Origin of the sequence: Bacteroides sp. AM32-11AC (assembly GCF_003603515.1) — a bacterium.
Classification (GTDB): domain Bacteria; phylum Bacteroidota; class Bacteroidia; order Bacteroidales; family Bacteroidaceae; genus Bacteroides; species Bacteroides uniformis.
The window spans coordinates 77,699-102,856 of record NZ_QTNH01000012.1; the positions used below are offsets into that span (position 1 = coordinate 77,699).

Here is a 25,158-nt window from a genome sequence, read left to right on the forward strand (position 1 = left end):
AATTAGAGAATGAGAGTAAAATCCCTTTTATGTGTATTCTTCTTGCTGCTAATGGCGGGAGGAGTATTTGCGCAAGTGCAGACCGGGTCTGCCTATCCTAAACGTGAATTTCGTGCAGCATGGATACAGTCAGTAAACGGACAGTTCCGTGGAATGCCGACCGAAAAACTGAAGCAGAATCTGATCGGGCAGTTGAATTCCTTGCAGAAGGCGGGAATCAACGCCATAATTTTCCAGGTACGTCCCGAAGCGGATGCTCTGTATGCTTCCAGACTGGAACCGTGGAGTCGTTTCCTTACCGGAGTGCAGGGTAAAGCGCCCGAACCCTATTGGGACCCTATGCAGTTTATGATTGATGAATGCCATAAGCGTGGTATGGAGTTTCATGCATGGATTAATCCGTATCGCACGAAGACGACCTTGAAGAGTGAGTTGGCTCCCAATCATGTGTACAATATCCATCCGGAATGGTTTGTCACTTATGGCGACCAGTTGTATTTTGACCCGGCACTGCCTGAGAGCCGCCGGCACATCTGCATGGTGGTGAGCGACATCGTTTCCCGCTATGATGTGGATGCCATTCATATGGACGATTACTTTTATCCTTATCCCATTAAGGGAAAGGATTTCCCTGACGATGCAAGTTTTGCACGTTTTGGCGGAGGTTTCAGCAATAAAGGAGACTGGCGCCGGAGCAACGTGAATGTGCTGATTAAGAAACTGCATGAAACAATTCGTGAAATCAAGCCGTGGGTGAAGTTCGGGGTTTCTCCGTTTGGCATTTACCGGAATGAAAGCAGTGACCCGCTTGGCAGTAAGACCAAAGGCCTGCAAAACTACGATGACCTTTATGCGGACGTGTTGCTGTGGGCCCGTGAAGGTTGGATAGACTATAATATTCCGCAGATTTATTGGCATATAGGACATCCGGTTGCCGACTATGAGACACTGGTGAAATGGTGGGCCAAGAATACGGAAAACCGTCCTTTGTTTATCGGTCAGTCCGTAATGAACACTGTGCAGAATGCCGACCCAAAGAATCCGTCAATCAATCAGCTTCCCCGTAAGATGGCTTTGCAGCGGGCTTATCAAACCATCGGCGGCAGTTGCCAGTGGCCCGCCAGTGCGGTGATTGAGAATGCGGGCAAGTATCGTGATGCCTTGATTGCCGAATATCATAAATATCCGGCATTGCCTCCCGTTTTCGATTTTATGGATAACGAAGCTCCAGGAAAGGTGCGTAAGATGAAACCGGTATGGACGGAAGACGGATATATTCTTTTCTGGACAGCACCCAAGTACAAAGAGGAGATGAATCGTGCTGTTCAGTATGTAGTCTATCGTTTTGATGCCAAAGAGAAAGTGAATATAGACGATCCTTCCCATATTGTAGCCATCACGCGCGATAATTTCTATAAACTTCCTTATGAAGACGGAAAGACAAAGTACCGCTATGTGGTGACAGCCTTGGACCGTCTGCATAATGAATCGAAATCCGTTGGAAAGAAGATTAAACTTTAAAAAGAAAATTAAGGATTAGGGATTAATCATTAATCCCTAATCCTTAATTTCCCTCCCTAATAAAGTATCAACCCTGCTATTCCACAGGCTACAATCATTCCTATCGGGTTCAGTTTATATTTCTTTGTACCTATAAATGCCACGAGGAAGATGAGGCAGCTGATGACGAAGGAATATATGTCTTCTTTGGGAGAACTGAAGTTTTCCGAATTCATCAATACCAGCGCGGCTGAGGCCAGCAGACCGACCACTGCCGGGCGAAGCCCACTGAATACCGCTTCTACCGAAGGATGTTTCTGATATTTCAAAAAGAACTTGCTGATGGTCAGCATCAGTAGGAAAGAGGGGAGCACTACGGCAAAAGTGGCGACAATAGATCCCCATACACTACCAGTGGCAGTAAAACCTACATAGGTTGCCGAATTGATACCTATCGGACCGGGTGTCATCTGGCTGATTGCCACGATATCAGTAAACTCTTGAGGGGAAAGCCAGCCATAACGGGTGACTACTTCGCCTTGTATCATGGACAGCATGGCATATCCGCCGCCAAAGCCGAAAAGGCCGATTTTAAAGAATGTATAGAATAACTGTAAGAAAATCATAATCAGAGTGATTAATGGTTAGTGGTTAGTGTGCTTGTCCTGCATCTTTAATTTTAATTCTTTGATTCTTCATTTCTGGAATGTTGAAAACGTCCGAAGAAGTATCCTCCTACACCTGCCGCAATAATAATCCAGATGGGAGAGAAGCCCAACAGCCAGATGAGCAGTGCTGAAACCACCGGTATCCATATGTTGTATCGGTTTATCCGGGCCGATTTAGCCATGCTGAATGTAGGGGCTGCAATCAATGCAACCACTGCCGGGCGAATACCTTTGAATATACGTTCCACAATGGTGTTGTCCTTGAAGTTGTGAAAGAACAACGCTATGGCGAGGATGATGAGAAACGAAGGAAGTATGGTTCCCAATGCAGTGATTATGCTCCCTCGTATTCCCCGTAGCCGGTACCCTATAAAAATGGATATATTGACGGCAAGGATGCCCGGAGCGGACTGTGATATAGCAAGCAGGTCAATGAAATCTTCTTTGGCTATCCAGTTTCGTTTGGTTACGATTTCGTTTTCTATCAGCGGTACCATAGCATAACCGCCGCCGATGGTAAAGGCTCCTATCTTAAAGAAAATGGAGAATGCTTCAAGATATATATTCATATTCAAAATGTTGTAATTTACTTTATTTCTTTATCATCTTTCCCTTCCTTCCCTCTCTTGGCATACTGGCTTGGGCTCATATTGAAATGTTTCTTGAATACTTCACGGAAATATTTCGCATCACTGAAACCGGTCAGCTCTGAAATCTCGGTGATGGTATGCTTTTGTTCTTTCAGAAGTTGGGCAGCATGTTTCAGTCGAATCAGCCGGATGTAGTCAGCCGGAGCTTGGTCGGTCAGTGCCTTTATCTTATTGTAGAAGCTGGTCCTACTCATATTCAGCAGGTTGCAGAGCACGTCGACGTTGAAGCTTGGGTTGTCCATATTGTCTTCGACGCTCTTTTTGACGGTTGCAATGAATTTCCAGTCCAAGTCGTTGGAGCAGTTGATGCAATCCGTATTGTTCTTCTCGTCGTTCAGGTCCAGGCTGGCATATTTGTGGCGCAACAGTGCCCGGTTAGTCAGCAGGTTGGCAATGTTTGCCCGCAATATACCGATATTGAAGGGTTTCACAATATATTCATCCGCTCCGCTTTGCAGTCCCTCGATGATATTCTTGTCGGTATTCAGTGCTGTGAGCAGGATGATGGGGATATGTGATGTCTCGATGTCGTTCTTCAGGATATGACACAATTCGTCTCCTCTCATTTCCGGCATCATAATGTCTGAAATGACGAGGTTGGGCATATACTCCTTGACAATGGTCAGTGCTTCTTTTCCATTGGAGCATACTTGTATGTTGTATTGTTCAGACAATGTTCTGCGCAGATATTCCCTTAATTCGTCATTGTCCTCTACAATAAGAATTTTCTGGTGGTTACTGTTGTTTTGTGACTGTTGTTGCGTCTTGTCGTAGATTCCACTGGAAGCAGGGGATGATGTAGTAGAGGCATTGATAGGCACTCCGGAAGCCGAATAAACAATCCGTTCGTTTTTGGGTTGAGGGCGTTGGATTGCTTTGCGGAAATGCTTGTTCCCTTTGGGGAACGTGATTTTGATGCAAGAGCCTTTCCCTTCCATGCTGCTGAAGTTGAGCTTTCCTTTATGTAAGCGTACAAGTTTCCCTACCAGAAGTAGTCCGATGCCGCTGCCGGTAACTTTGGAATTGATAGCATTACTGCCACGGAAATGCATCTTGAACAGCTTTTTCTGTTCTGAAGCCGGAATTCCGATACCGGTATCTTTCACCTCAATACTCCAGGTATCTTCTGTCTCGGAAGTAAAGACATGTACATTGCCGCCGTCCGGTGTATATTTCAGTGCGTTGGATATGATATTTTTCAAAATGGAATCCATCTTGTCCTTATCTAACCATACGTTCAGATAACGGAAGCTGCTTTCGTAGGTTAGGTTGATGTGTTTTATGTTTGCGTATGAACGGAAAGCATCGATCGTCTCTTCCATATATGTGCTCAGTTCGTATTCGGATACGTATAGACTTCCGGAATAGGTGTCTGCGCGTTCGAAATTAATAAGGTTGGTGGTCAGGCGCAACAAGGCATTTACGTTTCGCAGGGCTGTATTGATGTTGCTCTGTCCGCTGGAAGTCAGTTGCTCGCGTTCGGTGATTTCTTCCAAGGGTGCTTTGATGAGCGTCAGTGGAGTACGTATATCATGCGCCGTATTGACGAAGAAGCGTATTTTCTCATCGGATTCTTTCCGCTGTTTTCTCAAGACTATTATTCGTAGAGTGATGCTTGCAATGGATATGATAATCACTGCATAGAGTATCAGCGCCCAGAAACTGAGCCAGAGGGGTTGCTCGATAATGATGTCCATACTGCGTTCCTCCAGGACAATACGACGGTCTTCGTTGGAGATGGCACGTACGCGGAGGGTATAGTTGCCCGGACTCAGGTTGGTAAAACGGATGACGTTTTCCTCTCCCGGACGGCTCCAACCCTCATAGAAGCCTTCCAGTTTCCAGGAGTACAGAATTAGGGAAGGATAGTCATAGTTGATGTCTGAGACCTGCAATGAGAAGATGTTCTGGTTGTACTTCAAACGCAAGGTTTTTGTCTCGTCAATATCCAGAATAAGTGGAGAACCTTCATCCTTGGGATAAACGGTCTGATAGAATACCCGCAGGTCACTGAATACCATTTTGAACTTATAGTCGCGAGGCAGGATCATGTCTTTGTTGAATTCTATGGCTCCATCCGTACTGCCGAAAATGAAATTGCCGTTTTTCCTCAAGGTGCCTGAGGCTGCGTTGAAATGGTCAGACTTCAGTCCTTGTTCTTTGGTCCAGTTATGGAATGTCTCTTCGACAGGATAGAAGGTGGACAGACCGTGTTCTGTACTCAGAAAGATATTTCCTTTACCATCAGACAATAGTGTATAGATATTATTGGAAATCAAGGCGCAGTTGTCTCTATGATAATGTCTGAATGTGTTTTTGGTCGTATCATATACCAGTAAACCGGCATTGTTGGTACCGATATACAGCATTCCGTCGGAAGCTTGGCATAGGGAGTAGATGTAGTAGGATTCTACCGGCATCTGGATATAGGTATACTTACCGGTTGCTTTTTCCAACAGGTACAAGCCGGTGGAAGTGCCTATCCACATATGTGTGGAGTCTTTCTCTATGATGGCAGTGATACCATTCAAGCCCGGGAAATGGCGTATATTTTTTCTGGAATAATCTATTTCTTTTAAGTTATAATACCCTCCGGACCAGATGTTTCCTGAAGAATCTTTCATAATGGAACGGATATACTTGTCCGGCCGGATATTCAGATTACTGAATAAAGACGGAGTAAAGAACTCTGTGGACAGTAGTTTCTTGTTGATCTGGTAGATGCCGGAACTATATCCTCCGGCCCAGATGATGCCGGGCTCCACTTCGCACAATGAGATGAAGATATGGTTTTTACTATGGCTTGCGGTGTCGAAACTGCTGAGAAAAGAATGCCATTGTTTCGTCTTGCTATAATAAAGGCTGATGCCGTTATTGGTGGCAAACCATAAATCGCCGTCATGGTCTTCAATGATGGCATTTACCTGGTCATTGATGAGTGACTGTTTATTGCCGATAGAGTGTTTTATCCATTGATAATCGGCATATCGGTTGTTGCGTACAGTTATACCAATGGGATAATTAGCCATCCAGATGCGTTGTTCACTGTCAATGTAGATATCATTGATGGTATTTCCGTTCATTGAGTTGTACCGGTTATAGTCAGCAACAATGTATGGTATAGATTCATAGGTATCGGTATTCATTTTGTAGACACCGGCCCCGTCTGTAGCTATGAGGATTTCATTGTTATTGTAGGCACGGATACAGTTAATACTAACGTCCATCAGTCCGGATGGGATATGCATGACTTTGTGCTCATTCAGGTCATAGGTAAATATTCCCCGTTGGAAAGTACCGATAAAAACCTTGTGAGACGGTTTATGATAGTATAGTTCGTTGATTTGTATCTTCAAGGTGTCCAATTGGTTGCAGGGACTGAGGGTGAGGGTGTTGTTGGCCAGCTCAGCATAATGTATGCCGATGTCGGTCCCGATGAAGAAGTGGGTCGAATCAATCTGTGCGATATCAGTAATTCGTTCTCCTATTTCGTTTTGAATGAATGTCACCTTCTGGGTATTGCTGTCGTACAGATATAGGGCATCTTCATTGCAAAGCCATATTACGCTGTTGGCATCCACAAAACCGTAACTGATAGGGGTTGGACGTCCTTTCACTTCGCTTTCGGGTAGCTTGTATACCAGGACAAAACGGTCGTGTTTTGTATCATAGCGGAACACGCGTCCTTTCTTGCCAATTTCCCATATGGTTCCTTTGGAATCCACATAGAGCCAGTTCAGGTTCATCATGGAATTCACTTCCTCATCTCCATCCATCAGTTTGTACGGCTTGAATTCTTTTCCGTTGTATCGGTCGATGCCGTCGTGGGTAAGAAACCACATGTAACCTTTGGGTCCCTTTTGAATAGCATATACCCGTCTGTTGCTCAAACCGTCTTCCACACCGATGTATTTGTATGTTTGTGCAATGCCTATAATTGGCAATAATAGTAGTATGCAGAAAAAGAAGTACTTTTTCATAATTGTCGAGCGGTTTTTTTGAATGTTGTACTGAGGGAGAGTTGAAAATAAACACAAAAATAATGCTTTTGTTTGAGAAAAGCAAAAAAAGAAAGCGAAGAATAGAAATGTAACAAGCGCGGGATTATTCATAACCCGCGCTTGTTACATTTCTATAAAAAAGGAAGTTCAGTTCATTTTTTATTGGCTTCCACCCACTTGCGTGCATTGACAAATGCTTCTACCCAAGGAGTGATTTGGTCGCTGTTTACGCGGTCTGCGGGGTAGCAACCGTTCTGCCAGGGGAAGATGGCACGTTCCAAGTGGGGCATCATGGCCAGATGACGTCCGTCGGCACTTGCCAATCCGGCTATGGAATAATCTGAGCCGTTGGGGTTGGAAGGGTATTCGTCGTATGAGTATTTCAGCACGACGTTGTATTTGTCCTCGTCGTATGGCAAGGAGAATTTTCCTTCACCGTGAGCTACCCAGATACCCAGTTTGCTTCCACTCAGTGAGCCGAGCATTACGCTGCGGTTGGTGGGGACGGTAACACCGAGGAATCTGGATTCAAACTTGTGTGAGTCATTATGAAGCATCTTGCCGTTTTTCTTGTGCTCGGGATTGATAAGATTAAGTTCCATCATGAGCTGGCAGCCGTTGCAGACACCCAGTGAAAGCGTATCCTCGCGTGCATAATATTTGTCGAGCGCTTCTTTTGCTTTCGGATTGAAGAGGAAAGCACCTGCCCAACCCTTAGCAGAACCAAGAACGTCGGAGTTGGAGAAACCACCGCAGTAAACAATCATGTTTACATCTTCCAGCGTCTCGCGGCCGCTGATAAGGTCGGTCATGGTAACATCCTTCACATCGAAGCCTGCCAGATAGAGTGAGTAGGCCATTTCGCGTTCGCCGTTGGTTCCTTTTTCACGGATGATGGCGGCGCGGATACCGGAAGGTGTGCGGCGGTCCGGGTCGATGCCGTATTGTGAGAACTTGCCTTTGAAGTCCGGCATGAAGGCGAATTCCACCGGTTGCATCTTGTAGTTCTCGAAACGCTTCTTGGCACAGCCGTTCATGGACTGCTTACGGTCAAGGAGATAAGAAGTAGAGTACCATACATCACGCATATAGTCGATGCCAAACTGATAAGTAGCATCGCCTTTTGATACAAGAATATGGCGTTCGTCTGTCGGTTTGCCGAGCTTCACGTAACCTACGCCTGCATCTTCCAGGATTTGCTTTACAGCTTCCTTGTGCTTGTCGCTCACCTGGATAACGATACCCGGGTTCTCCGCAAACAGAATCTTGATAAGGTCTTGCTCCTTGATTTTATCCAGGTTGATTTCCATACCGCCTTCCACATTGGCAAAGCACATTTCAAGCAGTGTAGTGATAAGACCACCGGCGGAAATATCATGTCCGGCAAGAATCAGTCCCTTGTTGACCAGTTCCTGCACGGCAAGGAAAGCATCGCGGAAGTATTCGGCATCCTGCACGCTGGGAACTTCGTCACCTACCTTGCCCAGGGTCTGAGCAAAGGCAGAACCGCCGAGTTTCAGGTTGTCGAAACTGAAGTCTATATGATAAATGGTAGTCTTTTCATTGTTAACCAGCACCGGAGATACGACTTTCTTGACGTCGGAAACTTCTCCACCGGCAGAAACAATTACCGTGCCCGGAGAAATTACTTTGCTGCCGTCGGGGTATTTCTGTGTCATGGAAAGAGAGTCTTTACCGGTCGGTACATTGATTTGCAGGGAACAGCAGAAGTCACTCAAGGCCTTTACTGCCGTGTACAGACGGGCATCTTCACCTTCTTGCGAACGGCAAGGCCACATCCAGTTGGCAGAAAGGGAAACGCTGTCCAGACCTTCGGCAAGCGGTGCCCAAACCAAGTTGGTCAATGCTTCGCTGACGGAAAGAACGGAGCCGGCTGCCGGGTCGGCAAGTGCCGCCTGGGGAGCATGGCCCAGAGAGGTTGCGATACCCTTTTCGCCGCGATAGTCCAAAGCTACCACACCACAATCGCTCAGAGGCAACTGCAATTCACCCTGGCACTGTTGGCGGGCAATCTTGCCTGTTACAGAACGGTCCACCTTGTTTGTTAACCAGTCTTTACAAGCCACAGCTTCCAGTTGGAGCACATTGGTGAGGTATTCGTGTAGTTGGGAAACTTCGTATTGGGGCATTTCGTAGTGACGTTCCACGGTCTTGTCCACCATATAGGTCTTGGGGGAAGAGCCGAACATCTGTTCTACGGCGAGGTCGAACGGACGTACACCGTCAGCTTGCTGGAAGGCAAAGCGATGGTCGCCGGTCGTTTCACCGACTACGTACATCGGGGCACGCTCACGTTCGGCTACCTTGCGTACATGTTCGATGGCCTCTTCCTGAATCAGCAAGCCCATGCGTTCCTGGCTTTCGTTGGCAATGATTTCCTTGGCAGACAGAGTCGTGTCACCGATGGGCAACTTGCTCATGTCAATTAAACCGCCGCATTCCTCTACCAATTCGGACAGACAGTTTACATGTCCGGCAGAGCCGTGGTCGTGGATGGAAACCACCGGATTGGTCTCTTCCTCACAAAGTGCGCGTACCACGTTGTAGGCGCGTTTCTGCATTTCGGCGTTGGCGCGTTGCACGGCATTCAGCTCGATGCCACTGCTGTAGCGTCCGGTATCTACGGAAGATACGGAGCCGCCGCCCAAACCGATGCGATAATTGTCTCCACCGATGACAACCACTTTGTTGCTGGCTTCCGGTGTACCTTTCAAACAGTCACGCTGGGTACCGTAGCCTACGCCTCCGGCAAGCATAATCACTTTGTCGTAACCATAGACTTCATCTTTTTCCTTATGTTCGAAAGTGAGCACGGAACCGCAGATTAGCGGTTGGCCGAATTTGTTCCCGAAATCACTGGCACCATTGGAGGCTTTGATTAGTATTTGTTCGGGAGTTTGATACAGCCATTTGCGTACCGGCAGAATCTCTTCCCAGGGACGTCCTTCTTCCGTACGGGGGTAGGAGGTCATGTAAACGGCTGTTCCGGCAATCGGCCAAGAGCCCTTACCGCCGCCCATACGGTCGCGAATCTCACCGCCCGTACCGGTAGACGCACCGTTGAACGGTTCTACTGTTGTGGGAAAGTTATGTGTTTCCGCTTTCAGGGAGATGACACTCTTGATGTCCTTTACTTGGAAATAGTCGGGCTTGGAGTGGTCTGCCGGAGCAAACTGTTCGATAACCGGACCTTCGGCAAAGGCTACATTGTCTTTGTAGGCAGAGATAATTTTGTTGGGATTCTCTTGTGTCGTTTTCTTTATCATCTGGAAGAGTGAAGATTCCTGTTCCACTCCATCGATGATGAATGTCCCGCCGAAGATTTTGTGACGGCAGTGCTCGGAGTTGATTTGCGCGAAGCCGAATACTTCGGAGTCTGTCAGAGGGCGCCCGAGGTCTTTCTCTACCTTCTTGAGGTAATCCATTTCCTCTTTGGAGAGTGCCAGACCTTCCTTTTCATTGTATGCCTCCAGGTCTTCGATGTGTACAATCGGTTCCGGCTGCCGGTTGGTTGTAAATACATTCTGGTCCAGCCCCTTGTACATACGTTGCAGCATCGGATCGTGGTCTGCGTTCTCATCTTTTACGGGGAAGTACTCCTCGATGCGTATGATGCCGTCCAGCCCCATATTCTGGGTGATTTCTACGGCGTTTGTACTCCAAGGAGTAATCATCTCACGGCGCGGGCCGACGAAATGTCCTTTCAGGTTGTCTTCACTTTCGGGGGTGGCTTCTCCAAAAAGCCAGCAGAGTTTGTCGCTGTCTGCCTGGGGGAGTTCGTGATTACATTCTACGGCAATCACACTCTTGGATGGGGTTCTGAAAAAAAGAATCATAGTTATATTTACGATTTTACGATTTACGATTTTACGATTGAAGTTACTTCTTTGAGTATCTTCATCTTTTCTTCTTGGGGGCAAAGATACGTAAAATCGGTGGGGAGGAGAAAAAAAGGAAAACAAAAAACGCATGCAATTTTACTCGTATGCGTTTTTTGTTCTGTTTCATAAAAACCGGATGTGTGTTATTGTATGACGATTTCATCCGTAAATAAGAATTGCTTCTTCCCTTGTATGGCATGGAAGCGTACATATCGTGCCTCAGTGGGGGTGCCAATCCAGCCGAAATCACGGAATATCACGTCCTTTCCGGCCTCTTCCTCGCTGCAGATATCACTGCCCAGCAGGGTGAAGTTCTTGCCATCAACAGATGCCCATACTTCCACTTTGGCAGGGAGAAATACTTGTGGGGTACGGATTTGCATGAAGTTGGCCATGACCCGATGTATGGCGGTCACTTCGCCCAGGTCGATAATGGCATCCAAATCATTGGGGCAGAAGCCCTGCCATCGTCCGTCCATGTAGCTTTTGCCGCCGCGAAGTCCGTCGAGGAGACCGGCGTCACCGCCGCCTTTGTATACTTCTTTATGCTGATAGTATCTGCCGCCCGGTGCATAGGTTATCTTTTTGCCTATGCCCTTGTGGTAGTCGGTGCGCAGGTGAAGGCTTTTTCCGATAGGCTTTTCTCCGTCGAAAAGGCGTGCGGTCAGCAATATGGAGTCTTTTACGGCAAACGGTTTCTTGTATAACTTGGAAGATACAGTCGGTTCGGAGCCGTCCGTTGTGTAGCGGATGTCAATCGGATGTTTTTCGGAGGTGAGGGACAGCATGATTTTTTTCTTGGCATAGTCAACGGTCTGGCTGGTCTGCACTTGTTCCGACAAGGTGAACGGGTTGTACCCTTTTGTCCGGATGTATCGTATTTCGTTGTTGATACGTCTCTTGAAACTCTCCGGATGCTTGTTCTCCATGGGAGTCCAGCCTACTTCTGCCAGAGCGATGATGCGTGGGTATATCATATATTCGGCATGTTCGTAAGTGGGCAGATATTCAGCCCATACATTGCCTTGCACGCCTAATATGTATTTGCAGATATCACTTCCCAATGAATCGGGAGCCGGGTCGTAGGAGTAGGTCTGTCCGATGGGGATGCAGGCGCCAAACGCCAGCGGCTGTGTCTCAGGGTCATCCTGGTAGTGGTCCAGATAGCAGTGGCTCTCCGGTGTCATGATGGCGTAATGCCCCATGCGGGCGGCGGCAATGCCACCCTCCGTACCCCGCCACGACATGACGGTTGCGTTGGGGGCCAGGCCTCCATCCAGTATCTCGTCCCAGCCGATGATTTCACGCCCTTTGTCGTTGAGGTACTTCTCTATGCGGACTATCATATAGCTTTGCAGCTCACTTTCATCTTTGAGCCCTTCTTCCTTCATGCGCTTCTGGCATTTGGGACATGCCTTCCAGTGGCGTCTGCTGGCTTCATCACCTCCAATATGGATATACCGGGAAGGGAACAGCCGTATCACTTCATCCAGCACATCTTCGAAGAACTTGAAGGTCTCTTCGTTTCCGATACAGACTTCACCGGATGTATAAGGCTTGCCGGTACAGGACAGCTGTGGATAGGCTGCCAGTACTTCTCCCGAGTGTCCCGGCATTTCTATTTCGGGGATAACGGTGACATGCCTCAAGCGGGCATATTCCAGAACCTCACGTACATCCGCTTCCGTATAGTAGCCTCCATAGGCTCCTTCTTCATCCTTCTCGCAGAAGTGATGGTCATATTTCCCCCAATCCTGCAGATTGGCGGCTTTTCTCCAGGCTGCGAATTCTGTCAGGCGGGGATAGCCCGGAATCTCCAGCCGCCATCCGGCACCGTCGGTCAGATGCCAATGCAGGCGGTTGATTTTGTAGGTGGCTACCAGGTCTATTTGTTTCTTGACATAGTCCGTGTTAAAGAAGTGTCTTGAAACATCCAGGTGCAGCCCACGATAGGGGAATCTGGGTTCGTCCTTGATGGTCGTGACTGGCAGTTCCTTCCCGTTACGGGCAAGTTGTGCCAGGGTTTGCAGTCCATAGAAGGCACCAGCTGCAGAGGAGGCCTGAATGTTTACACCTTGTTTGCTGACTGTCAGGTTGTAGCCTTCGGTAGCGATTGGATTATCCGTTGCGTCCGTTATTTCTATCGTTACAAAGGGATTCTTGTCGACAAGCTTCATGGGGATGGCAAAGTCCGGCAGATAGGCCAGCAGGTCATTCATGTCGGATTTCGCCAGATTGGTCGAGAAGGTTACCGTAGATGGCAGTTCGACTGTTTTTGACGTTGTTTGGGCATACTGCGGATATGGAACCACACCGAGTTCCTTGGGGGCTTCGCATGCCGTCAGTAGTAAGACGGCCATGGAAACGAGTGTTAGAGTTTTTTTTATTCGTTTCATAAGGGGGTATTGTTAAGTTCGGAGGTAAATATACGGAATAATATGTAAAATGGATAATCTTTACTTCTTAAAATCCTTTTCCGTCGAAAAAACGTTAACACTATTCGTTCGTCTCATAAAAAAGTCCGATATTTGCAGCCATGATTCAGATAGAGACCATATTTGACATATTGTGGAAGGGGTTCATTATCGGCGTCATTGTGTCCGCGCCATTGGGTCCTGTAGGAGTATTGTGTATTCAGCGTACTTTGAATAAAGGACGGTGGTATGGTTTCGTAACGGGGATAGGAGCTTCGCTAAGCGATATTGCATATGCTTTGCTGACGGGCTACGGGATGAGTTTCGTTTTTGATTATGTCAACAAGAACATCTTTTACCTGCAACTTTTCGGAAGCATTCTTCTGTTGGCGTTTGGCGTTTATACGTTCCGCAGCAATCCGGTACAGTCCATCCGTCCGGTATCCATCAACAAGGGTTCCTATTTTCATAACTTCATAACGGCGTTTGCCGTCACGCTTTCCAATCCTCTGATTATATTCCTTTTTGTAGGCCTTTTCGCCCGCTTCGCTTTTGTAAGTGAGGGAGTGCTGGTATTCGAGGCCGTTACCGGATACTTGGCCATCGCATTGGGCGCTTTGGCATGGTGGTTTGGCATTACCTTTTTTGTCAATAAAGTCCGTACACAATTCAACTTACGTGGCATCTGGATGCTGAACCGCATTATCGGGAGCATTGTCATTGTGGTGTCTGTGGTGGGATTGGTGTTTACGCTGATGGGTGAATCGCTGTATTGAATGGAAAGGTGAAAATTCATAATTCATACATTTTATCGTGAAGATTGCGCAACAACTGAAAGAGAAGAATATAGCCGAATACCTTATATATATGTGGCAGGTGGAGGATTTGCTCCGTGCCAATGGCTGTGACATAGACCGGATACGCCAGAACATCATCTTGCGCTATCCGGAGGAGGAACGGCCTGCGCTGGAAGAATGGTATGGAAACCTGGCAGATATGATGCGTGCGGAAGGCGTAACGGAAAAAGGGCATCTGCAAATCAACCGGAATGTCATTCTGAACCTGACGGAGCTACATGGCGAATTGCTGGCTTCTACGAAATATCCGTTCTATAATGCGGCTTATTTCAAGGCACTGCCTTTTATCGTGGAGCTGCGTCAGAAGAACGGCCGGAAAGAGGAGTCTGAAGTAGACACTTGTTTCGAGGCGCTTTATGGAGTGCTGCTGTTGCGCTTGCAGAAGAAGGAAATCAGTCAGGGCACGGCAAAGGCTATGGAGGCCATCAGCGGTTTCATCTCGTTGCTTGCCAACTATTATGACAAGGAGAAGCGAGGAGAATTGGAGTTGATGGATAATTGATAATTATGGAGGAAAATATTGTTCATCGTAACATTCTATATATAAGTGTAACTTTATTAAATGAATATTCTGATAACCGGTGCCAACGGTCAACTTGGCAATGAAATGCGAGTGTTGTCGAAAGAAAACGGACAACATGCTTATTTTTTCACTGACGTGCAGGAATTGGACATTTGCGACGAACAAGCTGTGCACGGGTTTGTGAAGGACAACCGGATAGATGTAATCGTGAATTGCGCCGCTTATACGGCTGTAGACAAGGCGGAAGACAATCAGGAGCTTTGCGACAAGCTGAACCATGTCGCTCCGGGCTATCTGGCTGCCGCTGCCGAAGCTTGCGGTGCTGCATTGATACAAGTGTCTACCGACTATGTTTTTGACGGAACCGGACACATCCCCTATACGGAAGAGGCGGCTACTTGTCCCGATTCAGTATATGGTTTTACCAAACTGGCGGGTGAGCAGGCGGTGATGAAGCATTGCAGCCGTGCCATGATTATCCGTACGGCGTGGCTCTATTCCATTTATGGAAATAATTTTGTGAAGACGATGCTCCGTTTGGGACGCGAGCGCGAGACGCTGGGAGTTGTATTCGACCAGATAGGTACGCCGACATACGCCAATGATTTGGCACGCGCCATCTTTGCGGCTATCAGCCAGGGAATCGTGCCCGGCATCTATCACTTCAGCAACGAGGGAGTCTGCTCGTGGTATGATTTTACGTTGGCTATCCATCGTCTGGCAGGTATCAAGAGCTGCAAGGTAAGTCCGCTGCATACGGACGAATTCCCTGCCAAGGCGCCGCGTCCGCATTATTCCGTGTTGGACAAGACAAAGATAAAGAAGACATTCGGCATCGATATACCCCATTGGGAGGCGAGCCTTGCCGTCTGCATGAAGAATTTGGAAGAGTGATTATTACTGACTAATTGATATATGGCCAATAACAACGAAATAGAGAGACGGAGAACGTTTGCGATTATCGCGCATCCGGATGCCGGTAAGACATCATTGACCGAGAAGCTGTTGCTTTTTGGTGGACAAATCCAGGTGGCGGGTGCCGTAAAGAGCAATAAGATAAAGAAGACGGCAACGTCGGACTGGATGGATATTGAAAAACAGCGTGGTATTTCCGTTACCACTTCTGTAATGGAGTTCGACTACCATGACTACAAGGTCAACATCCTTGATACTCCGGGTCACCAGGACTTTGCTGAAGATACCTACCGCACGCTGACGGCTGTGGACAGTGTTATCATCGTGGTGGACGGTGCGAAAGGTGTGGAAACGCAGACACGCAAGCTGATGGAGGTCTGCCGTATGCGTAATACGCCGGTGATTATCTTCATCAACAAGATGGACCGTGAAGCCAAAGACCCGTTCGACCTGCTGGACGAACTGGAGGAGGAACTGCACATCCACGTGCGTCCCTTGACGTGGCCTATTGAGAGCGGTGTCCGTTTCAAGGGTGTCTACAATATCTACGAGCATAACCTCAACCTCTACCAGCCCAGCAAGCAGGTAGTGACGGAGAAGGTGGAAGTGGACATCCATACCGAGGAGCTGGACAACCAGATTGGCGCCCAGCTGGCCGACAAGCTGCGCGGAGAATTGGAACTGATAGACGGTGTTTACCCCGAATTCGATAAGGAGGAATACTTGAAAGGAGAGCTTGCTCCCGTATTCTTCGGTTCGGCACTGAATAATTTCGGTGTGCAGGAACTGCTGGATTGCTTTGTGGAGATTGCTCCCAGTCCCCGTCCCGTGAAGGCGGAAGAACGTGAGGTGGAGCCGGAAGAGCCAAAATTCACCGGATTCATCTTCAAGATAACCGCCAATATCGACCCGAATCACCGTTCATGTATCGCTTTCTGCAAAATCTGCTCCGGGAAGTTTGTACGCAATGCCCCGTACTTGCATGTACGTCATGGCAAGACGATGCGTTTCTCGTCGCCTACGCAGTTCATGGCGCAGCGCAAGACAACTGTCGATGAGGCTTGGGCGGGAGATATTATCGGCCTGCCGGATAACGGTACGTTCAAGATTGGCGATACGCTGACCGAAGGCGAGGCGCTCCACTTCAAGGGACTTCCGAGCTTCTCGCCGGAGATGTTCAAGTACATTGAGAATGCCGACCCGATGAAGCAGAAACAGCTTGCCAAGGGTGTCGACCAGTTGATGGACGAAGGTGTGGCGCAGTTGTTCGTCAACCAGTTCAACGGGCGTAAGATTATCGGTACGGTGGGGCAGTTGCAGTTCGAGGTCATCCAGTATCGTCTGGAGAACGAATACAGTGCGAAGTGCCGTTGGGAGCCGCTCAGTCTGTATAAAGCCTGCTGGATTGAGAGCGATGATGCGGCTGAACTGGAAGCCTTCAAGAAGCGCAAATACCAGTACATGGCGAAAGACCGCGAGGGTAGGGATGTGTTCCTGGCCGATAGCGGATATGTGTTGCAGATGGCGCAGATGGACTTCAAGCATATCAAGTTCCACTTTACGAGCGAGTTCTAAGCTATACGATTTTTGCTGACTCACGGCTATAAATGATGCAAGTCGAAGAAAAAGAGGAGGTACAAAGTAATGAAAAACTTTGTACCTCTTTATTTATTGTGGGAAGAAAGTGTTACCTTTGTTTCTGCAACGATTAATATGCATTGATTATGAAAACTGTTGAAGTAAGCTCGTTCCTTACCGATTTTACACCTTGCTTATTATAAACACAAAATTTCAAGATGAAACATACCTTCCTTTTTCTCCTGCTGATTCTCCTTCTGGGGCTGACAGCCTGCTCGAAACCTGCCGATAGAACTTTGATGAACTACGAACAGTCCCTTTCTCATGCTGACTCGTTGGTGCAATGCGGTGCTGTCGACAGTGCCCGGGCCGTCCGCCTGATTTCCGGTTTGCACCGTGAGTATAATCAGATAAAGGAGCTTTCCGATGGCAGGCATGTGCGGCTGAAGCCGGTCAGTGGTTACGAACGTTTTTTCTGGGGAGTGTTTTCTGTGATTATGTTCAGCATTTCCGGTGCTATGCTGTTCAGCCTTATCCGTTTCAAGAAAGAACGTAGTCACCGTAACTATCTTGTCACCCTGAGTGAAAACGAACAGCGCTTGCGCAACAATGAACGCGAGCGCGAGGAACTGGAAGAATGCCTGAAGGAGATGTCGCTGACCGACGAAGAGCGCGAAGAAGTGCATAGCTCGCTGACAAACCTCATGGAACATGGCAGCCGTCTGGATAAGGAAAACGAGTCACTCCGTGCCCGTCTCAAGGAGTATGAAGACAACCCTGTGCCCCGCGAACTGGAGCTGTTGAGGAAAGAGGGCGAGCGTGTCCGGATGCTCGACGGGCAGGTGCAGGCGCTTGCTTCCGCCATGATAGACGCAGACGAAGTGGTGAAGCAGTTGCGCATCCAGCCCAAATTCCTTGCGGACAGCCAGTGGGACTACTTGCAGAAGCTTACTGACAGAGTATACAAGGGTGCTTCCAAACGCCTTGTCCTGCGCTTTCCCCAGCTTACGCCTGCCGACAGCCAGCTTTGCATGCTTATCCGCCTGCACTTCAGCAATGCACAGATTGCCACACTCATTGCCGTGTCTCCCGCTTCCGTGTCCCAGCAGAAGTTCCGCCTGAAGAAACGGATGATGCAGGCGGATGGGAGGCTGTTTGCCGATGGGGAGACGCTGGAGGGGGTGATTGGAAGCTGCTGAGGCTTTTTAATGATTTACTTTGTTGCATGATAGCAAATCCTATATCCTTTTTTCTTGCTCATAAAAAAATCGTAGCTTTGCTGCATTAGATGAAAAAGGAAAGGTAATATGACATTTGTTGCTATACAAAAAGCAGTGTATAAAACTTAACGAACTATTGTTATACACCTAATTCTCTTTTTAACCACACCTTCATCACGGGGTCGGGAATAATGGCTTGACGCTTCTCGATCTCGATAAGCTCTTTCTTGACCAGTGCCCGTTTTACGATGCTGACATTAGCCGATGAACCGAGTTGATATTTCTGCAAAACCTCTTGCGTGGTAAATTCGCTATGTACCCCATCAATAATGGCTCGCAAAAAATTCATTTGATAGGTCGTAAGGCTCTCGGTCTGCTTCTCGAACAACGGTGTATTCTGGTCGATGATATCCTGATATGCCTCCTCGAAATCTTGTTCCGTGGCAACTTTGTCCGTATGAATCCATACCAACCATGCCAACTGCTGCACATACGAAGAGTGATTGTCAACTCTCTGACAGATCTTCTCGGCTAACTCTTTTGAAATCTGTTTGCCCGTAGCCTCGAAACGCCCACAAATATAATCCACCCAATCCGCCGTCCCGATTTTTGTCAAATAGATAGCGTCTCCGAACTTATAGAACGGAAGGCTCCTTTTTTCAAAGAGTTCGTTCATCAAGTGTTTTTTGCTGCCGAATAAGCAGTAAGACACCGATTTCTGCAATTGCCAGATCGAGCGTAACCGCTTCTGGAATGTTTTGGAATCTTTGAATTCGGCAATTTGCTGGAACTCGTCGATGCAAACAACGATATTACAACCTTTCTTCTGCGCTATCTTTTCAGGGAGTTGCAGGATTTCATCGATCTCGTTGCTCTTGGGATTCATTTCAAGCGATATGGAAAAATCCGTCATCGGATCAGTCCCCAACGATATTTTAGGGCTGATACGCGAAAGGAATAATTTGGCATGCTCCAGCCATTCATCCAACTTTGAAGAGGTTTGTTTGAGAATGGCGGAAGCAAATGCGTCATAGAAATCCCTGTCGCTACGGCAAGAAAAAATATCGATATAAACGACTTTCAATTTGTCGGACTGCGCCAAGCGACACGCTTTCTGCACCAAAGAGGTTTTCCCCCAACGACGAGGCGAAATCAGTACCGTATTCACTCCATGCCGGAAATTCAATACCAGTCGTGAGGTCTCTTTTTCCCGGTCGGTGAAATTATCGCCCGATGTCGCGACACCGAATATAAAAGGTTTTTTCTCCATAATCTTCAGATGTTATTCCGGGAGCAAAGATAAGTAATATATCTATTACTAATAATATTATTACTAATAAATTTATTTTAGGCTATGCTTTTCTCTTTAAAGTCCGCTTTCCACCCCTTGATGACGGACTTCTCATCGAAGCCATGCAAGAAAGCAAAACCCTCCGACCGGAGTTCAATATCTATCGGATGCGCGAAATGACGCAATTGGAAAGTGATTTCGATGCAGCAATACGCAGATTGCCACACTCATTGCGGTATCTCCCGCTTCCGTGTCCCGGCAGAAGTTCCGCCTAAAGAAGCGGATGATACAAGCGGATGGCAGGCTGTTTGCCGATGGAGAGACGCTGGAGGGAGTGATTGGAAGCTGCTGAGAATGATAGATTCTTCTTGATTCTTCAAGAATCTCGAAATTTCAAGAAGAATATTACAGCTTGTTTTTCATTAAACTGTCAAATTTGTCCGATTTTATATAATTCCGTTTGACTTTATTTATTTGTAGTTCAGATAAATAACCTAAACCGACTAGTCCTTCCAAATCTGTCCTTGCTGTGAAATTGGAAACGGAAAAACGATTTTCAACCTCCTTTACAGACAAACAAGTGTTAGGCTGCTCGTGGATAATTTTTAATATTTGTGCTTGACGCGTATTGATTCCCTTGATGTTTGCAATCAAGACAATGCTGCTGTTCTCTTCCGATTTGCGTTTCAGGTATATCTTCAATTCTTCAAAGGCCTTCTTCATCGTCCGCAAATTGTATAGGATGAAATAAGTCAGATCGTTGTCGTCATATTCTGTATAGAGGTAGGCTTTTTCATAGTTCCTTTTGGTCTTGTATATGGTTCGTGAAATAGACATATATTCCACCAGCCAATACCCCTTTTTGAGCATATACCAGTAGAACAGTGAGCGGGCGGTTCGTCCGTTTCCGTCAACAAAGGGGTGAAAATAGGCCAGCATGAAGTGGATGATGATGCCTTTGATTATGGGATGTATAAATGTTTTTCCGTCTTTGTTGAAAAACGTTTCCAAATCGGCAAGCAAGTTCGGCAATTCTTCATGATGCGGAGGCGTATGGGCAACGTCACCGGTGATGCCGTCCATTATGAGGATGTTGTCATGTTGGCGTATTCGTCCTGCATCGTTTTCTTCGTCGAGCGTGTTCTCGGTCATTGAGCGATGAATATCCAGGAGCTGCCGGACGGAAAAATTACTTCCCGCATTTCTCTTGATTTGGCAGATTGTCTGGTAGCTGTTCAGAATCATCTGTTGTCCCTTGTCTTTGGGCTTTTCACTTTTGCGAAGCATGTCTTTCGCTACTTTTCGAGTGGTAGCAGCCCCCTCCATCTGGCTGGAAGCAATGGCTTCTTCCATGATGGACGAAACAAGATAGGCATTCTTGTTCTCAGAAGGAATCAAGTGCTCACCTGTCAGACTGCCACCGATATTCATGTCGAAATAGTGCAGCAACTCAAATATCTCATCCGTCATCATAAAGCTGAAACGGTACTTGCCGAAATGCAGGGAGGTTCTGTTCAGTTGCCGGAGGTATTTGAGCGCATGCCACAGTTGTTTCCCGCTCAGTCCGCTTTCTGTACGAATGTATTTCACTTTATCCCAATACGGATAATCGGCATTGGCGGATTGTACTTCAGCTAAAAAGTCCGGTTTCAAGGATTCCGACTTTTCCTGTGCATTTGCTATAGGTGGATGCTCTAACATAATTCCTATAAATTAGTTCTTTATGCAAAAATACGGTTTTTTCTGGAATTTCTTCTTGATTCTTCAAGAATCTCGAAGAATCAAGAAGATTTTAGCTGCACTTTCGTCTGCGAATCAGGCATAATCTCACTTGGTGTTTCTCAATTTCCATAAACTGTTTTTTGCCAACGCCTGTTCCGGACGTGGCTTTGTGGGTGGGAAATGTTTACAGAATCATGCTTTGCAAACTGCACTTCCGAACCGAAAAAGAAGATGGATTATTTTCACTCCTATACTGAACCCTATTCAGTCGTATACTGAATGCCATTCAGTCGTATATTGAATCCTATTCAGTCGTATACTGAATTACCCCCACTTCAGAAGGTGTTCTGGGAGGGGATGGACTGTGACGGCTTGATGGCTTGAAACGGATGTCTTTGGGTTTTGAAATGTTGTTACAAAATGAAATTCGGAGATGTGATTTTCAAAACATTGCTATTCATCGTTCTCTTTCTCTTTTGTATTTACTTAGAACAAACTATTTTTTTAGAGATTTTTGCATTGACGGATAACAATATGCTCACCGTTCTCCCCTCCCCTCGCTTGGGGAATGAGGAAGTTTGCAAAGTGAGTGTTACAAATTGCAGCGAAGCAGTGAAAAAATAGCCAACCGAAATTAAACCGGGTGAAAGGCATATTTATGGATTAAGTTTCATTTCAACAGAAAAATACAATCATATCAGCACACCCAAAATTATTGTTACCAATCATCACTTCTAAATGAAGAAACTGGTAATCCATAATCGTCAAAAAGACTAGCCCTCGTATAATTTTTAAAGGCATAACGTACAGCTATAGGATTAGAAACATTCTTTGCCGAAACAATAACTTTCCGACGTTCATAATCAATTTTAGCCTCTGCTGGATAAAACACTCTATCTGACGCTGCTATTTCAAAACCTTCCAATTTACCATAAATAGGCGCAATACAATAGGAAGAAGTATAATCAAACGTAATGATAATTTCATTATCCTTTACCTCTATAGATTCATAAGTAGGAGATTGGTAACCAAAACCTTTGTGATGGTAAGTCTTTGCCAATGCTAAATAAGCTAACCGATGTCCGACTTCTTTCTTCTTTGGTGGATGATTACATGTTTCCACCCCCAAATCAAGTGTTACTACCATTCCAGCATTAGGAATCAATTTTTCATTTTTCAATTGTACCTCTCGTACACGAGCAGCTGCCGTTTCTTCCAACCATTGATACGCATAAGGAGCTATCTGTACATAATAGAACGGAAGTTCACCTAATCCCCATACCTCACGAAGACTTTTAGGAAACAAAGGAAAGTACTTGGAATACGACTGCGGATCTACACAATTACTTTCTCCCTGATACCATAAAAAACCTTTTAAAGTATAATCTTTCAATGGATATACCATAGCATTATACAAATCACAAGAAGGGGATTCAGGCAGCCATGATTCTATTTTAGACCCACTATATGCTGATACAATAAGTCCAACAGGCACATTCAATACCTCCTGCAATAATTGACCGTAAAAGTAAGCCACGGCACTACTATTTTGCAGGTTTTCAGCAGAAGGTTTCAACCATTTACCAGTAACATCATCTTGCGGGAGCTCGCTGGACTTGCATGCCACTGTAAAAACTCTAAGAGGGAAAGTTTCTTTTGCTTTCACAAGTATTTCGTTCGCACCTTCTACCGGTTGCCCTGGACGCCCTTTTAATGGAAGAGCCATATTAGACTGCCCTAAACACAGCCAAACTTCACCTATCAATATATCTTTCAAGATAACTTCTTCACCATCTGTTATACTGATTTCATAAGGCCCACCGGCAGAAGGAGTAGAAACGACCAACTGCCATTTTCCATTAAAGTCGGATTGGGTAACAAAATTCTGACCACTCCACGAAGTCTTCACATTTACACAAGAATTAGGCGTAGCCTTTCCCCATAATTTCACCTGACTTTTTTGCTGCAAGACCATGTTATGGGACAAAACCGTCGGTAACTGTATTTTGGCAAACAGAGTCGAAGACGTAAAGAATACAATGAAACACAATAAATTTAGGATTTTCTTTTGCATGGCTTAGAATTTAAATTGTTCAACATTACAAATAGTTTCTAACACTATACACAAGAAAGACAAGAGCATCCCTACCTCCGAATCAAAGGAATCAGTGATTTGATTCTAATTCAGCAGCCTACAATTACAAGTATCAGATAAGATAATAATCCTTTTTTTTGCAAACCCTCTCTAATGATTTTCAAAGCTTTAGTAATGTGTTTTTCCACAGCCTTTTCACTAATTTCTAATATTGCTGCAATTTCTGAGTTTTTAAGTTTATGGTGCCTGCTATAGACAAATACTTTTCTGCATTGTGGAGGCAAACTTTCTATGCAGTATCGCAATTCCCTCTCAACATCTTCTAATGACAAATTTTCATCAGGCATTTCAAAAACTTCTTTTTGAATGAGAAAATCAATACCCTCTTCATCTAAAGATAGAGTGTTTTTTAATAAACTGATGTAATTCAAGCACCTGTTTCGCACGGCTTTATATAAATAAGGCTTGATTGTCTCCCTATTTATATGTATGCTTTCCCTATTCATCCATATAGTCATGAACATTTCTTGCACTATATCTTCAGCAATGGTTTTTCTTAATACAAATTTGCATGCATAATTGATTAAGGAAAGGTAGTAGATGCGAAATATCTCTTCGCATTCTGATAAAGCAGCTGATGTCGGCGAATCATATTTCATTTATATCATAGTAGTTATAAGGAAAATTTGGCTGCAAATATAATTATTTTGGTTTTCTAAAGAAAAAAAACAAAAAAAGTTTTTAGTTGAGGTAGGGTAAAACGTTTCATTTTTGTGTTATGCAATGAATTGATACATCTATATTATGGAAAAATTAATATCAAAATACTTAAGTGATACTGCAACTCTGGAAGAGAAACAAAAATTGCTTGAATGGTTGAGAGAAGATTCAAATCATCCGAAACTATTCCGTGATATCCAACAAATTTGGTACTCTTCAAATAATATATTCTTACGTGAGGTAGAAATCAATAGGGCAATAGAGTTGTTTAAGAAACGCGCAGCCAAATATGAAGAAAAGAAAAAGCGGATGAACAAACTTCTATTTTATCGCATTTCAGTAGCAGCTTCTTTACTTATTGCTATTTTCTCGACAGGCGGTTTTCTATTGGGTAAATCTATGAAATCTGCGAATATACAAGAGAAAATTGTAAATAATGTAATTATGGGCAAAGATAGCAAAGGGAATGTTGCCTTACCTGACGGTACTATTGTATGGCTGAATGCAGGAAGCAAACTAGTTTACCCAGAAAAGTTTTCAGAAGAAGCCAGAATAGTTAAATTAGAAGGAGAAGGTTACTTTGATGTGACCCCAAACCCCAAGGTACCCTTTTATGTAGAAACAGATAAAATGAAAGTTCGTGTATTGGGGACACAATTTGATTTGAAGAACTACCCTGGTCGGTCATCCATGGAAACAGTTCTTTTATCTGGGAAAGTAGAGGTCATCTTCAACAATTCAAAGAATGTCATATTACAACCTAATCAAAAAATTTCCATTCATAAAGAGACTGGTGAACATGCAATCGAAGAATTTAATGCTCAAAATCAAGTACTTTGGACTAATGAACAATTAGTTCTCTCAGATAAAAAATTATCTGAAGTACTACAAAGCATTGGGTTCTGGTATGGTGTAAATGTAACTTCAGAAGAATCAATTGATTTAAATCAACGGTTGTCACTCACTATCAGAAAAGAAAGTAAGGAAGAAATATTGGAATTATTGTCACTGATAATTCCTATTAAATATGAGATCGGAACAGAAGAAATTATCGTCCGTTCCAAATATCCCAAAGTTAAACCCTAAAAAGATATTGCCTATG

17 protein-coding genes are annotated in these 25,158 nt (G+C 45.5%); 8 read left to right on the forward strand and 9 right to left on the reverse strand.

Annotated features, from left to right (window positions below):
- Positions 1–9 precede the first annotated feature (9 nt).
- Entirely contained in the window at positions 10–1,521 is a 1,512-nt protein-coding gene (locus tag DW800_RS14050; protein ID WP_044467939.1) for a glycoside hydrolase family 10 protein, read from the forward strand.
- A 56-nt stretch (positions 1,522–1,577) separates the two neighbouring features.
- Here the strand turns inward: DW800_RS14050 and DW800_RS14055 are convergent, their stop codons facing one another.
- From DW800_RS14055 to DW800_RS14080, 5 genes are all read right to left on the reverse strand, one after another.
- Positions 1,578–2,126, reverse strand: coding sequence for a chromate transporter (locus tag DW800_RS14055; protein WP_119958152.1), 549 nt, complete (start codon positions 2,124–2,126; stop codon positions 1,578–1,580).
- A 53-nt stretch (positions 2,127–2,179) separates the two neighbouring features.
- Complete coding sequence (locus tag DW800_RS14060) at positions 2,180–2,737, reverse strand: chromate transporter (RefSeq protein ID WP_119958157.1); 558 nt, start codon at positions 2,735–2,737, stop codon at positions 2,180–2,182.
- 17 nt (positions 2,738–2,754) lie between these two features.
- On the reverse strand, positions 2,755–6,798 hold the full coding sequence (locus DW800_RS14065; RefSeq protein ID WP_117703682.1) for a two-component regulator propeller domain-containing protein: 4,044 nt from the start codon (positions 6,796–6,798) through the stop codon (positions 2,755–2,757).
- A 173-nt stretch (positions 6,799–6,971) separates the two neighbouring features.
- Positions 6,972–10,676 carry a phosphoribosylformylglycinamidine synthase gene (gene purL, locus DW800_RS14070; RefSeq protein ID WP_117589138.1) on the reverse strand — a complete coding sequence of 1,235 codons (3,705 nt, stop codon included), beginning with the start codon at positions 10,674–10,676 and terminating at the stop codon, positions 6,972–6,974.
- Between the two features lie 188 nt (positions 10,677–10,864).
- A complete protein-coding gene (locus DW800_RS14080) occupies positions 10,865–13,117 on the reverse strand; it encodes a family 20 glycosylhydrolase (RefSeq protein WP_117681329.1) in 2,253 nt (750 codons plus the stop codon).
- A gap of 140 nt (positions 13,118–13,257) precedes the next feature.
- Between DW800_RS14080 and DW800_RS14085 the strand changes: the two genes are divergently transcribed.
- The 5 genes from DW800_RS14085 (at position 13,258) to DW800_RS14105 (ending at position 18,207) form a co-directional block, all read left to right on the forward strand.
- Positions 13,258–13,911, forward strand: a complete 654-nt coding sequence (locus DW800_RS14085) for a LysE family translocator (RefSeq protein ID WP_005826316.1) — start codon at positions 13,258–13,260, stop codon at positions 13,909–13,911.
- A 37-nt stretch (positions 13,912–13,948) separates the two neighbouring features.
- Positions 13,949–14,494 carry a DUF4924 family protein gene (locus tag DW800_RS14090; protein WP_035449558.1) on the forward strand — a complete coding sequence of 182 codons (546 nt, stop codon included), beginning with the start codon at positions 13,949–13,951 and terminating at the stop codon, positions 14,492–14,494.
- Positions 14,495–14,554: 60 nt separating this feature from the next.
- Entirely contained in the window at positions 14,555–15,409 is an 855-nt protein-coding gene (rfbD, locus tag DW800_RS14095) for a dTDP-4-dehydrorhamnose reductase (protein ID WP_117681328.1), read from the forward strand.
- A 21-nt stretch (positions 15,410–15,430) separates the two neighbouring features.
- Positions 15,431–17,005 carry a peptide chain release factor 3 gene (locus DW800_RS14100; RefSeq protein ID WP_117681327.1) on the forward strand — a complete coding sequence of 525 codons (1,575 nt, stop codon included), beginning with the start codon at positions 15,431–15,433 and terminating at the stop codon, positions 17,003–17,005.
- A 221-nt stretch (positions 17,006–17,226) separates the two neighbouring features.
- Positions 17,227–18,207: a helix-turn-helix transcriptional regulator gene (locus DW800_RS14105; RefSeq protein WP_117589135.1), complete on the forward strand. Its 981-nt coding sequence runs from the start codon at positions 17,227–17,229 to the stop codon at positions 18,205–18,207.
- 160 nt (positions 18,208–18,367) lie between these two features.
- On the opposite strand, the gene DW800_RS14110 is transcribed toward DW800_RS14105, so the two are convergent.
- Complete coding sequence (locus DW800_RS14110; protein WP_117681326.1) at positions 18,368–19,498, reverse strand: AAA family ATPase; 1,131 nt, start codon at positions 19,496–19,498, stop codon at positions 18,368–18,370.
- Positions 19,499–19,720: 222 nt separating this feature from the next.
- On the opposite strand from DW800_RS14110, the gene DW800_RS19680 reads away from it, so the two are divergent.
- Positions 19,721–19,891: a hypothetical protein gene (locus DW800_RS19680; RefSeq protein ID WP_153881085.1), complete on the forward strand. Its 171-nt coding sequence runs from the start codon at positions 19,721–19,723 to the stop codon at positions 19,889–19,891.
- 33 nt (positions 19,892–19,924) lie between these two features.
- Here DW800_RS19680 and DW800_RS14115 read toward each other — a convergent pair whose 3' ends face one another.
- From DW800_RS14115 to DW800_RS14130, 3 genes are all read right to left on the reverse strand, one after another.
- On the reverse strand, positions 19,925–21,220 hold the full coding sequence (locus DW800_RS14115; RefSeq protein ID WP_117681325.1) for a Fic family protein: 1,296 nt from the start codon (positions 21,218–21,220) through the stop codon (positions 19,925–19,927).
- Between the two features lie 739 nt (positions 21,221–21,959).
- Positions 21,960–23,315, reverse strand: coding sequence for a sialate O-acetylesterase (locus DW800_RS14125; RefSeq protein ID WP_117681323.1), 1,356 nt, complete (start codon positions 23,313–23,315; stop codon positions 21,960–21,962).
- 110 nt (positions 23,316–23,425) lie between these two features.
- Positions 23,426–23,995 (reverse strand): RNA polymerase sigma-70 factor, encoded by a 570-nt coding sequence (locus DW800_RS14130; protein ID WP_117681322.1) that lies wholly within the window; start codon positions 23,993–23,995, stop codon positions 23,426–23,428.
- A 145-nt stretch (positions 23,996–24,140) separates the two neighbouring features.
- Here DW800_RS14130 and DW800_RS14135 point away from each other — a divergent pair, with 145 nt between their 5' ends.
- A complete protein-coding gene (locus DW800_RS14135; protein ID WP_117681321.1) occupies positions 24,141–25,142 on the forward strand; it encodes a FecR family protein in 1,002 nt (333 codons plus the stop codon).
- Positions 25,143–25,158: the final 16 nt, after the last annotated feature.

What these genes read in the sequence shown, in the direction of transcription:
- DW800_RS14050 (WP_044467939.1), top strand. Translation starts at nt 10, where the DNA reads ATGAGAGTAAAATCCCTTTTATGTGTATTCTTCTTGCTGCTAATGGCG.
- DW800_RS14055 (WP_119958152.1), bottom strand. Translation starts at nt 2,126, where the DNA reads ATGATTTTCTTACAGTTATTCTATACATTCTTTAAAATCGGCCTTTTC.
- DW800_RS14060 (WP_119958157.1), bottom strand. Translation starts at nt 2,737, where the DNA reads ATGAATATATATCTTGAAGCATTCTCCATTTTCTTTAAGATAGGAGCC.
- DW800_RS14065 (WP_117703682.1), bottom strand. Translation starts at nt 6,798, where the DNA reads ATGAAAAAGTACTTCTTTTTCTGCATACTACTATTATTGCCAATTATA.
- purL (WP_117589138.1), bottom strand. Translation starts at nt 10,676, where the DNA reads ATGATTCTTTTTTTCAGAACCCCATCCAAGAGTGTGATTGCCGTAGAA.
- DW800_RS14080 (WP_117681329.1), bottom strand. Translation starts at nt 13,117, where the DNA reads ATGAAACGAATAAAAAAAACTCTAACACTCGTTTCCATGGCCGTCTTA.
- DW800_RS14085 (WP_005826316.1), top strand. Translation starts at nt 13,258, where the DNA reads ATGATTCAGATAGAGACCATATTTGACATATTGTGGAAGGGGTTCATT.
- rfbD (WP_117681328.1), top strand. Translation starts at nt 14,555, where the DNA reads ATGAATATTCTGATAACCGGTGCCAACGGTCAACTTGGCAATGAAATG.
- DW800_RS14100 (WP_117681327.1), top strand. Translation starts at nt 15,431, where the DNA reads ATGGCCAATAACAACGAAATAGAGAGACGGAGAACGTTTGCGATTATC.
- DW800_RS14105 (WP_117589135.1), top strand. Translation starts at nt 17,227, where the DNA reads ATGAAACATACCTTCCTTTTTCTCCTGCTGATTCTCCTTCTGGGGCTG.
- DW800_RS14110 (WP_117681326.1), bottom strand. Translation starts at nt 19,498, where the DNA reads ATGGAGAAAAAACCTTTTATATTCGGTGTCGCGACATCGGGCGATAAT.
- DW800_RS19680 (WP_153881085.1), top strand. Translation starts at nt 19,721, where the DNA reads ATGCAGCAATACGCAGATTGCCACACTCATTGCGGTATCTCCCGCTTC.
- DW800_RS14115 (WP_117681325.1), bottom strand. Translation starts at nt 21,220, where the DNA reads ATGTTAGAGCATCCACCTATAGCAAATGCACAGGAAAAGTCGGAATCC.
- DW800_RS14125 (WP_117681323.1), bottom strand. Translation starts at nt 23,315, where the DNA reads ATGCAAAAGAAAATCCTAAATTTATTGTGTTTCATTGTATTCTTTACG.
- DW800_RS14130 (WP_117681322.1), bottom strand. Translation starts at nt 23,995, where the DNA reads ATGAAATATGATTCGCCGACATCAGCTGCTTTATCAGAATGCGAAGAG.
- DW800_RS14135 (WP_117681321.1), top strand. Translation starts at nt 24,141, where the DNA reads ATGGAAAAATTAATATCAAAATACTTAAGTGATACTGCAACTCTGGAA.